9 protein-coding genes are annotated in these 12256 nt (G+C 37.1%); 8 read left to right on the top strand and 1 reads right to left on the bottom strand.

What is annotated here, in order from left to right; all coding sequences use genetic code 11:
- From AAGF08_RS10065 to AAGF08_RS10095, 7 genes are all read left to right on the top strand, one after another.
- Window positions 1–998: glycoside hydrolase family 99-like domain-containing protein (locus tag AAGF08_RS10065; protein WP_343511032.1), on the top strand; the 998-nt coding region annotated here is incomplete at its 5' end.
- Window positions 999–1405: 407 nt separating this feature from the next.
- The gene (locus AAGF08_RS10070; RefSeq protein WP_343511033.1) at window positions 1406–2392 is read left to right on the top strand and encodes a DUF6090 family protein; all 987 of its coding nucleotides are present in this window, start codon (window positions 1406–1408) and stop codon (window positions 2390–2392) included.
- Window positions 2393–2705: 313 nt separating this feature from the next.
- A complete protein-coding gene (locus AAGF08_RS10075; RefSeq protein WP_343511034.1) occupies window positions 2706–5927 on the top strand; it encodes a PDZ domain-containing protein in 3222 nt (1073 codons plus the stop codon).
- Between the two features lie 233 nt (window positions 5928–6160).
- A complete protein-coding gene (locus AAGF08_RS10080) occupies window positions 6161–6661 on the top strand; it encodes a hypothetical protein (protein WP_343511035.1) in 501 nt (166 codons plus the stop codon).
- An 11-nt stretch (window positions 6662–6672) separates the two neighbouring features.
- Window positions 6673–7068, top strand: a complete 396-nt coding sequence (locus AAGF08_RS10085; RefSeq protein WP_343511036.1) for a hypothetical protein — start codon at window positions 6673–6675, stop codon at window positions 7066–7068.
- Window positions 7065–7454 carry a hypothetical protein gene (locus tag AAGF08_RS10090; protein WP_343511037.1) on the top strand — a complete coding sequence of 130 codons (390 nt, stop codon included), beginning with the start codon at window positions 7065–7067 and terminating at the stop codon, window positions 7452–7454. Before AAGF08_RS10085 ends, AAGF08_RS10090 begins: the two co-directional genes overlap by 4 nt.
- A gap of 63 nt (window positions 7455–7517) precedes the next feature.
- Complete coding sequence (locus AAGF08_RS10095; RefSeq protein ID WP_343511038.1) at window positions 7518–8927, top strand: glycoside hydrolase family 30 beta sandwich domain-containing protein; 1410 nt, start codon at window positions 7518–7520, stop codon at window positions 8925–8927.
- A gap of 9 nt (window positions 8928–8936) precedes the next feature.
- Here AAGF08_RS10095 and AAGF08_RS10100 read toward each other — a convergent pair whose 3' ends face one another.
- On the bottom strand, window positions 8937–10193 hold the full coding sequence (locus AAGF08_RS10100; protein WP_343511039.1) for a M14 family metallopeptidase: 1257 nt from the start codon (window positions 10191–10193) through the stop codon (window positions 8937–8939).
- A 205-nt stretch (window positions 10194–10398) separates the two neighbouring features.
- Here AAGF08_RS10100 and AAGF08_RS10105 point away from each other — a divergent pair, with 205 nt between their 5' ends.
- Entirely contained in the window at window positions 10399–12246 is a 1848-nt protein-coding gene (locus tag AAGF08_RS10105; protein ID WP_343511040.1) for a prolipoprotein diacylglyceryl transferase family protein, read from the top strand.
- The last annotated feature ends 10 nt before the right edge of the window (window positions 12247–12256 follow it).

The raw sequence follows: 12256 nt of genomic DNA on the forward strand, positions 1-12256 counted from the left end.
GATTAGTGGAATGGGGAGATCAGCTTAAGGTACTGATGGAAGAAAACGCCAAGCTTCCAAAAGAAAAACAGATGAAATGGGCGATCAATTGGTGTGATGATAGCAATGAACGCTGGATGCATTGGTTAGAAATAGGATCTCCTGATGCGAAAGCAAGAAAAGCTAATTATGAAGGAGAAGAACCAGATAAAACCCTTTATCTCAAGGTTCATGAAAAAATAACCCAACTCTGGATTGATGAATATTTTTCGAGAGATGATTATCTCAAAGAAAAAGACGGTAGACCTATAGTGTATTTCTATTTTCCTCAAGATGCTGAATCCCGAGCTGCATTTTATGGTTTAAAATTGAAGGACCTTTTGGATCTTTCTCAAGCCACGGCTAAGAAATCGGGGTTAGCCGGGATTAAATTTATTGCTGTTACCGCAGGTCCAATGCTTGAAAGGGAAAGATTGTATGGCTTACCTACCCAATGGAAACCCAACAACCCTAATAAGCCTTGGGAAGGTGGAGAATATCTGAATAAACAGTTACTTCAAGAATATGTACCAAGATTGAAAAGCATGGGTTTTGAAGGAATGACAGCGTACGTTTATCATAACTTCATGGAAAAGGATAACAAGTCCTATGCAGATATGAGAGAAACTTATAGAGGTCATTGGAATATGTGGTCTGAGAAATTTAAGAGTGATCCGAATTTCGAATATCAAGTTCCGGTAGCAATGGGATGGGATATGCGTCCGGCGGGTGGCACCTGGCCACAACAAACCGGTTTCCCAAGTGAACCTCAAAAAGATAAAGTACATAGTACGAAGGCAACTTTTTCGGCAAAGCTTCGTGATGCACAGCAAGTATCAAGAAAATACAGACCTAGTAACGGGAACACTGTCATGATTTGCTGTTGGAATGAATATTTAGAAGGGAATTACATCGAACCTACTGAAGGTCATGGATTTGATTATTTAGAGTCTATCCGAGATGTTTTTGGTAAAAAATAGTCTATGCCATTTGTCAAATTTAACTATTGGAATCCATTGAAAAGCTTCTTTAGATTCCACTAAAGAAGTCTTGATTTTTTTGAACGACCATGAGCCTCTAGTCTTAATTCACTATCTCAGACTTTGAAACTTTAAAAAGTAAAAGAATTCACCTTTTTAATTTCATATTCTTGTATTCGTGGAAAAGTAATTGAAGATTAAATATTTTCAATGAGCACCAATAGTTTATCATCAGGTTTTGGCTTAATCCAGTGATGTATCATCTTATTTTCAGATGGTAGGGTTTATCCTTTCTAAATTGCCTGCCCAAAGGAAAGTAAACGAGTAATTTTTATATTTATAATCATCTGTGAATTTTACCTACCCCAGTCTGATGAAAAACGATAATGCTTAGATTCTTTAGAAAAATGCGACAGAACCTGATATCTCAGGGACGCACAGGGAAGTTCATGAAATATGCCGTTGGAGAAATAATTCTCATTACCCTAGGTGTTATGATTGCGGTTCAGATTAATAACTGGAATCAGAAGCGGGTTATTGAGAATGAAGCCATCGTCACGTTGAACAACCTCGCAGACAATTTGCAGGAAGAAGTTTTTTATAATGGCCTGGAAAATGCAGCAGAACGGGTTCTGTTAACGGATTCGCTTTTGAATAATCAACTTACGGTTTCCGATTTTAGACGCGATCAACGCTTATCCGATTTGCTATCTAACTATTTCAGAAGCGAGGTAATGGAGGAAAATATTGAAACAATCCTGATACAGGAAAGTATTGTTCCAAAAAAATACCGATCACTTATTACTTGGATTAAGAACCATAAACTGTATATGGATAATTACACTCGAATCAGGAATGGAATTTCAGAACAGGTTAGGAGAAACGAGATTATAATGGAAGATAACTTTCCGTGGTATTCTTTAGATGACAGCCTTTCTAATGAGCATAAATATCAATTCTACCTGAAGAATCCTTATTTCAGAAACAGGCTGATGAATTTACAAAAAGTTAATAAAAGACTGATTTCAATTTACAGCATTTCAATCTCCCAGAAAGCAGACATTGCGGGAGAAATCAAATTATTAAATGAAAATTTTGGACTGGATGAACTAATAATTTTTTTTAACGAAATGCGCTTAACACGTGCTGAGATGATTGATTGTAGTGCGGGGGACGAAGGGGTCTATCCTTTTTTATTGAGTCACCTGTTTTATAATAATACGATGGATACTTTAACATACACACCAAAACAGTCAAGCGGAGGCAGTGTGAAAATATTACCGAAGCAGCTCGGATTTATTACCCGCACAGATGAAGAATACATTCAATTTTTTTCCGATAATGGCTGTATAAATTTTAAGGTTGAATTAAACGACTATATCATAATAGAATAGTGATTTATGCTCGTTAAATTTTAGTTAAAGCAGCATTACAATCAAAAAAATATTTACCAAACCGATCAAACCCGTTGGGATGCGTATCAAAAAAGCAATGGATTTTCTTTAATGACTATGAGCCTCTTATCTTAATTCACTATCTCAGATTTTGAAACTTTAAAAAGTAAAAGAATTCACCTTTTTAAATTCATATTTTTTTCTGAGCTTGAAAGATCGAAATTTACTCCTCTAGAAATCCAATTGATTATTTTACAGTCAATTTTCATTCATTTTCAGGATTTAAAAACATGACTCCTTATCTCTTATTTTCATGAAAAAAACACTTCTCTTTTTAGCTGCTTCTCTCATGAGCTGGGCTGCTTTTCCTCAGGGTACCCAACTCCTTCGCCAACCTAGTTTAAGTCAAAGCGAGATAGTCTTTGTTTATGCCAACGATCTTTGGAAAGCACCTCGAGCAGGAGGCAATGCCATTCGGATGACGAGCAATGAGGGTGAAGAAAGCTTACCTCATTTCTCACCAGATGGCAATTGGGTTGCATTTACGGGAGAATATGATGGAAATACCGATGTGTATTTGATTCCTGCCAAAGGAGGCGAACCCAAACGATTAACTTGGCATCCGGGTGCTGATTTAGTTACCGGCTGGAGTCCTGATGGCTCAAAAGTCATTTTTTCATCTGGAAGAGAAGGCCATGCAACCCAGGAATCTAAAATTTTTGAGATAAGTGTGGATGGTGGAATGCCAAGTCCAATGATCGTTCCTCGGGCAGTCAATGGTGAAATCTCGCCTGACGGAAATCATGTGGCCTATCAACAAATTTCTTTTTGGGATCCAGAATGGAGAAATCATAGAGGAGGACAGGCAAAACCAATTTGGATTTTAGACCTTAAAAATTATTCCTTGGAAATGACACCTCAAACGGATAAGGAGCGTCATACCGATCCGGTTTGGCTCGGGAATAAAGTTTTTTACATTTCAGAACGAGACTATCTTGCCAATCTTTGGTCTTATGACCCAAGTAACAAGCAAGAGAAACAAGAGACTTTTTTGAAGGATTTCGATATCAAAAGTATTGATGCAGGTCCAGATGCGATTGTTATCGAACAAGGAGGTTATATCCATCTCTACAATCCGAGCAACGGAGAATTAAAGCAAGTTCCTATTACTGTGAATGGCGATTTCCACTGGGCTCGTGAACGTTGGACAAATGTTTCTGGCAATCAACTTCAGAACCCTCAATTATCTCCCACTGGCCAAAGAGCCATCTTTGAATTTAGGGGTGAAATCCTGACTTTCCCAAAAGAAAACGGGGCTGGAAGAAACCTGACGAATTCCTCAAAATCTGCTGAAAGATCCCCAGTGTGGTCACCTGATGGTAAAAACGTCGCTTATTTCTCGGATGAATCCGGAGAATATCAGTTGAAAGTAGCTGATCAAGTAGGGATTGTATCTAAGACAATCAGTATTCCGAATCCAAGTTTTTTCTTCAAGCCAGAATGGTCCTTAGACAATGAACATATTGCTTTTACCGATACGGATTATAACATCTGGATAATCAACGTTAATTCGGGAAGCAGTAAAATCGTGGAGACAGATCGATTCGCACATCCTGATCGTACTATGAATCCAGTCTGGTCACCAGATGGAAAATGGATCTCCTATTCAAGGCTGATGGACAATCAGTTGAAATCTATTTTTGTATATGAAATAGCGAGTGGCAAAAAAATCCAGGTTACAGACACTATGGCAGATGCCATAACCCCGGTTTGGGATGCCTCTGGCAAATACCTTTATTTTCTTGCAAGTACAGATTTTGGATTAAATACAGGGTGGTTGGACATGAGTAGCTATGATCATCCAGTGACCAGAGCTTTGTACCTAGTTGTCTTAAATGCCTCTGATTCCTCTCCACTTCTTCCTCAAAGTGATGAAGAAACTGTTAAAGAAGAAGAAAAAAAGAAAGAAGAAACGGTTACAGTAACAATTTCTGAAGCTGGAATTATGGATAGAATTATTACTATTGATGTTCCAACCAGAAATTATTCGGGTCTTGCAGCGGCACCAGCAAATCAGGTATTTTACATGGAAGTGATTCAGAATGAAGGCACTACCCTCAAGAAATATGATTTGACAAAACGAAAATCAGAAGACTTCTTGCCAAGAGTAAATCAGGTCGTTGTATCCAATGATCGCAAAAATCTCCTTTATCGATCAGGTGGAACGTGGGGCATTATAGAAACTTCTGGATCAGGAAAAAAAGTTGGCGATGGCGCCCTAAAAAGTATTGCTGGGATGAAAGTCAAAGTGGACCCAATGGCAGAATGGCAGCAAATCTATCGGGAAGGTTGGAGATATCAGAGAGATTTTCTTTATGTAGATAATGTGCATGGCGCACCTTGGAATGAAATCTACGAATGGTATAAGCCTTGGGTAGCCTCTGTTAGACATCGCTCAGATATGAATTACATTATCGATATCATCGGAGGTGAAGTGGCTGTGGGCCATAGCTATACCCGAGGAGGTGATTTTCCAGCTATCGACCGTGTGCCGATTGGGTTGTTAGGAGCTGACTTTGAAGTAGAAAACGGAAATTTCAAAATCAAAAAAATCTATACTGGTGAAGATTGGAATCCTGGATTGGATGCGCCTTTAGCACAGGTGGGAGCCCAGGCGGAAGTTGGGGAATACCTCGTTGGGGTGAATGGAAAAGCCATTGAAAAAGGCAGTAATCTCTACACTTATTTTGAAGGAACAACGAATATTCCAACAAAAATTCATTTAAATTCTACGCCTGAGCTAGAAGGCTCAAGAAGCATCTTAGTCGTTCCCGTATCGAATGAAAATCGACTGAGATCAATTGCTTGGATTGAAGGGAATCGCAAAAAGGTGGATGAGCTTTCTGAAGGAAAACTGGCTTATGTCTACCTTCCTAATACAGGCCAGCCAGGGTATACCTCTTTCAACCGCTATTATTTTGCGCAGCAAGACAAAAAAGGTGCTGTCATCGATGAGCGAAACAACGGAGGAGGATCTGCCGCAGATTACATGGTGGATATCATGAATAGAAAATTGACTGGGTATTTTAATTCTAGAGCAAATGACCATCGTCCCTTTACACAACCGATGTCAGGGATTTGGGGGCCTAAAGTAATGTTGATCAATGAACGTGCAGGATCTGGTGGCGATTTGCTGCCATACTTATTTAATAAAATGGAAATAGGTCCATTGATCGGAACGAAAACCTGGGGAGGATTAGTAGGCACTTGGGATACACCTCCTTTCATAGATGGGGGAAGAATGGTAGCTCCACGAGGTGGTTTTTATGATACCGATGGTGAATGGGCCGTAGAAGGAGTTGGTATATCGCCAGATATTCCTGTAGAGCAATTGCCAAAAGATGTCATCGAAGGAAAAGACCCTCAATTGGAGCGGGCAGTTCAAGTTGCTTTGGAATTGCTAAAGACTGAAGGCATCGAATTAAAACCTGAGCCTAAAGCCCCAATTCGATATTTCAGACCAAAAGGAAATTGATCCAGTTATCATAAATCTAGAAAATTGAAATTCTTAATCTTATTTTTCAATAAAAAAATGAAAAGTCTTTAGTAATAAGAATCTTAACTTTATTGCTTTCCCATGAGTTAGATTTTAAGAATTGTAAAACTCTTCTATTTGGTTAAATAAAGAGGGTTTTCCTTTTAAATAATGGATTAATTGGATTATAAAACGATTTTAATGAACTTTAGTCTACATAAACTTTTAATATAATGTTAGATCAATTATTAAACTTAGCTGAAGGTCCTTTGGAAGAAATGCTTTCAGGAATGAATCAATCAAATCCAAAATCTTCAGCAACCGCTTTAAAGGAAACAATTTTTTCAAGTCTCCAAAAACAAGTAGCTTCTGGAAACCTTGAAGGAGTGAAAGAAATGTTTTCGGGAAATGAAACCTCACCTTCTGCTCCGGTGATTAATCAACTGCAAAGCAGCGTATCTGAAGGTTTGATTGACAAACTTGGTATTAGCAAAGAGCAAGCGCTAAGTATAGCTGCCGCAGCACTACCAATGGTTCTAAATTTTTTTAATAAGCGAGTTAATGACGCCCCACAAGACAACCAAGACATCATGTCTTCTGTAGCTGCAGCATTACAAGGAGGTTCTGGAAAAGTAAATCCAACAGATTTACTAGGCTCTTTAATGGGAGGTGGAAAAAATGGTGGAATGGATCTAGGAGGCTTGATGGATTTGGGAAAAGGATTGTTCAACTAAATAGATAAAAAATGAAAAAAATTTGTTCAATACTTTCCACATTAGCTATTCTGGCAATCATATCCAGTCACGAAGCTTCTGCTCAAAAGATCTCCTTACCTTCACCTTCATTTAAAAGTGATATGCTTGGGGCTTTTTCTCCTGATGATGTTTTAAATCTGGAGTCTTCTAAAAAAGATGAATTAAAATCAGCAAACAATAAATTTCTTGATGATGTACTTAAAATTGCGGGAAGTAATGATAGCGATGAAGAGAAAAAGAAATCATTATTAGACTTAGGCAAAAAGCAATCTACTACATTCGAAAAATTATTGGGAAAGGACAATGCTAAAAAATATAAGAAATCAATCAAAAAGAAAATCCGTCCATTTAAAACTAAATATAAACTTGCCACATTAATCTTATGAAAGTATTAAAAATCTTACCCCTTGTATTTGCTCTTTGCATCATAGGCTTCACATCTCAAGCACAAGGATTGAAAGTCCCTAAATTGGACATGGCTTCTCAGGTCCTAGGTATTTTAAATGATACGAAAGGATTGGATCTCAGCTCAGATCAGCAAAGTAAACTTGAAACTGATAATAAAAGCTTTGTGGACAACCTAATGAAAATAAATGGGAGTTCTGCCTCAGATGATGATAAAAAAGCAAGCTTTCTAGGCTTGAAAAACAAAAGAACAAAGTTCCTTACTGATTTATTGGGAAGTGAATTATTCCAAAAATATTCTGGTCAAATACTGAAATCAATCAATCCTCTTAAATCAAAATTAGGATTAGCTGCTTTGGCATTCTGACGTATTTAACAATATTTCTGTAAGCCATAAACAATTTGTTTATGGCTTTTTTTATTTTTCGAAATGATTAAATATCCCCTCTTTTTTATAGTCTGTACATTATTATTCAGTTCCTGCAAAGAAACACCTCATGAAGTAGAATTCTGGTTAACGGATCCTGGACAAAATATAAAACTTGAGAGACAAAAACCTTTGGGCATTCAGGAAGATAAAAATTCTCTTTTGCCACTAGTTGAAATTTCAATTGATCCTAAGTCTACATTTCAAGAAATGGATGGGTTTGGTTTTACATTATCTCAGGGAAGTGCCAAGCATCTTTTAGGCATGTCTGAATCAGTGCGAAAAGCTCTTCTGGAGGAACTCTTTGGTATAAATTCAGATCAAATTGGAATCTCATATTTACGATTGTCAGTGGCTGCTTCTGATCTAAATGAACGTCCATTTTCATACGATGATTTAAATGACTCGTTAGCTACCGACCCGGAGTTAAAATACTTTGATTTAGGTCCAGATCGAAATGATGTCATTCCTGTTTTAAAGGAAATCCTTTCAATTAATCCCAACATTAAGTTAATGGCTTCTCCATGGTCTCCTCCAGCTTGGATGAAAGATAATAAAGATACCAGAGGTGGATCACTCTTGGAGAAGTACGAGGAAGTTTATGCGAAGTATTTGGTGAAATATATTGAGCAAATGGAGGCGGAAGGAATCCATATTGACGCGCTAACAATTCAAAATGAACCACTTCACCCCGGAAACAACCCTTCCCTATTAATGCTCCCGGAACAACAAGCGCGTTTTATAGGATTACATCTTGGTCCAGCTTTCAAAAAGGCAGGTATTGATACGAAGATTATTATCTATGATCATAATGCAGATAGACCTGACTACCCTATTACAGTTTTGAGTGATTCTTTAGCTAATCCTTTTATAGATGGATCGGCATTCCATCTTTACGGTGGTGAAATTGGAGCTCTTTCAGAAGTTCATCGGGAATTCCCTGATAAAAACATCTACTTTACAGAACAGTGGATTGGTGCACCGGGTAACCTTTCAGGAGATTTATCTTGGCATGTAGAGAATTTAATTATAGGAGCTTCAGGAAATTGGGCAAAAACTGTACTGGAATGGAATTTAACTTCAAATCCAACTTTAACTCCGTATACTTATCGAGGGGGCTGTAATCGATGTTTAGGAGCTGTAACAATAGATGGAGACTCAGTCACAAGAAATCCAGCTTATTATATCGTGGGGCATGCGAGTAAGTTTGTATTACCTGGTTCAAAGAGAATTGAATCTAACCTTGCTGAAGGACTACCAAATGTCGCCTTCTTAAGACCAGATGGAAAAATTGTTTTAATTGTTCTCAATAATCAGGAAAAAACTCAAGCATTTGAGTTTTCAACAGATAAAACAGGCTTTAAATCAGAATTAAATAGTGGTGCTGTAGGGACTTTTGTTTGGGATAATTAAGTAGAATTCTTATCTAAAAGTCTTTTTATTCAAAATCTTCATCAACTCATCAGCTAAATAATCCCCCTTCATTCGAATTATATCTCTCGGCGTATTATCTCCGACTTCAAAGGTCATGGACTCAGCTTGATGGACAAAGAAGAAGTAGGAATTAGAAGTGACACTTCGTTGTGTTCCTTCATTTGGTCGGATATTCGGAATGTAATCTGGAATTCGTTTTGAAGACCTTTTGATTATTTTCGGAATTAAACCAGGGAAATTACCTTCCAATTCCTCATTATTTGTATAAAAGATATCTTCCCAAGTTGAATGAAAATCGGCTGCAAAGATGAATTTACCTCCCGTTTCCTGCACTTTATATTCCATAAATTTAGCTAAAGCTTTTGTCTCTGGTTGGTTGAAATTTATCCAATCTCTATTCAAATCTATTCCACCAGCGTTATGTCTCCAATGCCCATTTGAGACCCCATCGGGATTCATTTGAGGCATTACATATAAATTATACTTATTCCTAAACTTAATCGCCTGAGGGCTGTCACTGCATATTCCTTCTATAAAAGCTTGCATTGCCAAAAACCCAGTTAGTTCCGGTGGGTGTTGCATAGAAATCACCATCAACATGGCCTTATCATCAGAATTTCCAATTTTTAGAATTTCCAATGGTCTTCCATGCTTGCTTTCTCCTATTGAAATCAACTCCACAAAATCATGCGCAAGGACTTTATTTTTCCAATCCTGAACATGATCTGTTCCAACTTTATCTTGTGCCGCTATCCAAAGCGTATCTAGGGAACTTTCAACTTTCAAAAAAGCCATTTCAGGTCTTCTTTCCTCAGATTCTGGTTGAAAGAAATCCAAAGAATCTACGTTTGAAAAATTCACTCCATCCAGACTGGATTTAGGAAAATAACGATGAAACCCAATCCCTCCATAGCTAAATTGAATCCAAAAGTCTTCTGGTTTTTCTGACCAAATTTTGAATGCGTACCAGGGACTTGGATTGATCGGTTCATTTTCCGGTAAAATGGTGATCTGAATTAAGGTGTCATTCAAACGGTCCACTCGATTCAATCTTGCCCCATTAAATTCATTGGAAAAGAATACTCCATCCCCTGCATCAAAAGTTTGCTTCTCTTGAATCGAGATCGGTTTATCAACTGTTTCTATAATCTGAATAGGCCCCTGCCCTTCCCATTGTGAAGTTGATTTACAAGAAAAAATACTTGCTAAAGCAAAAATGAATAAGGATGAGTTTCTAAGGTTCATGATCCGAAAATACTATAAATCTACTGATCTAACATCTGGATTTTATTATAAAATTCACTCTCAGATTCCTTCTTTTAAATACATTAGTATTTATTACTAAAATCAAAAATAGCTTTTACTTATTCTGCAAATTTTATTTTTAAAATACCTTTAAATAAGATTATAAATTCTATAATTTCGACTATTACAAAATTAAATTGTGATTATGCGCGATTATTCAATATTTAATACGTTGATTTTAGGCGGAGAATACTTCTCTTCTTTTTTCAATATTTTTTATGTCATCGCCTTCCTTGCAGCCACAATAATCATGGTTTTTGAGGGAGTTAAAAGGAAAATTCCCCTTATCAGTTGGTTAGTCGTATTGGCCTTTTCTAGGCTCTTTTTCATTATTGGCACCAAAATTAACTCTTTCGGTTCCTCTGAATGGTCAATTTTTTTCCAAAGCCTTGTACTTCCGGAGGCTGAAGGAAAAGTTCTAATAGGAGGTGTGTTGTTTGGTTTAATAAGCTTTTTAATTGGAATTAAAGTTTTTAAAATTCCATTCTCGAGTATTGATTCTTTTTCCTTTGCCTTCCCAGTTGGGTTAGCACTGCAACGATTTGGGTGTCTACTCCTTGGTTGTTGCTATGGAACTCCAACCACTTTACCATGGGGTGTAAGATATGGATTTGATAGTCCTCCACATGCACATTATTTCAATCTAGAGTTAATAGAAGGCCTGACTTCTACCACACCGAGTTTACATCCTTTTCAATTCTATGAAATCTTAAATGGAATCGCTGTAATACTGATTCTACTATATTTAAAAAGGAAAATCAAGGTTTCAGGAAATCTATTTTTGGCTTCTTTAGGCTCTTGGGCCTTTATTAGGTTTTTCACAGAGTTTTTTAGAGACCCTAGTGCCCATGCTATGGGAGGAACTATGATTTTTGGCCTCAAATCCATGCAATGGATTTTACTTCTAATCGTAATCTTATCCACTTTAGTCATTATTTATAGAGAAAGCAGGTCCATCTCACTTTCTCAAAAAACAAAAGTACGCTATCCCAATTTTGTTACAGCATTTGTTTTTTTAGGGATTGTGGTAATTATGACTTGGTCTTTAAGATTTTGGTTGAGTTTCGCAGAAATGCTGGCAATGAATTTTTTACTTTTCCCCTGCATTGCCATTTTCTCAGCTCATTATTTTAAAAAATACACAGTACCCCAGTTTCGATGGGGTGTTTTAGCAAGCATGATTTTACCCGTTTTTTTAATGAGTCAGACCTGGAATACGCTTCCAAAAGATAGTACACAAGTAAAAAGCTATGATTTTATTCGAGGTGGTTATTCATCTGGAGACTATTTTTCTACTTCAGTTTACAAAGGTTCAACTACTGGTGGAAATTCAGGATGTGCAAACAATTATCAGTATAATGCCTTCGAGTCCACCTATACTACAGGAGGATTGGGAATCGGAAGATCGAAAATCACAGAAAATGGAATTTTAACCTATGGTATTAATCTTTCTTACGGGAAATTAACTGAAGATAAACTGAGTACAGATCCTATTACCACAAAAAATAAAAGTCTATTTTCCTTGAATCCTTATGTGAAAAAAGATTGGAAATGGATTGGTTTAGGAGGGGGACTGCATATTGGGAGCCTTGGTTGGAATGCGTTTACTGAAAAAGAAGTTGACACTGGTAGTACATCGACATTAATTACAAATACTCCTGTTTATATCCAATCCTATATGAGAATTGGACCTGAAAGAGCCCTCTTCATTGATGGGGGTGTTTCTAATAGTCTCCCTAGTCCATTTCCGGGCATGAGATTTGAAGGCGCAATAGGAACAGGCTTTGGATTACCTTTAGGGAATAAGTTAAGAGTCGGGACCAGCGATTTAGGAACATTCGTTCAAGCTCAGACTATTATCGCAAAGAAGTATTTATTGAACCTGACCTATCAATTTTCTAGTCCTTCAGATCTTCAATTTCCCGGCTATAATGACACTAGAAACAGTCAAATTTTATTGAACTTTGAATACCGTTTCAATTTCCAAAAATAAAACCCTTCAA

It is taken from the genome of Algoriphagus sp. SE2, assembly GCF_039563885.1.
Taxonomy (GTDB): Bacteria; Bacteroidota; Bacteroidia; order Cytophagales; family Cyclobacteriaceae; genus Algoriphagus.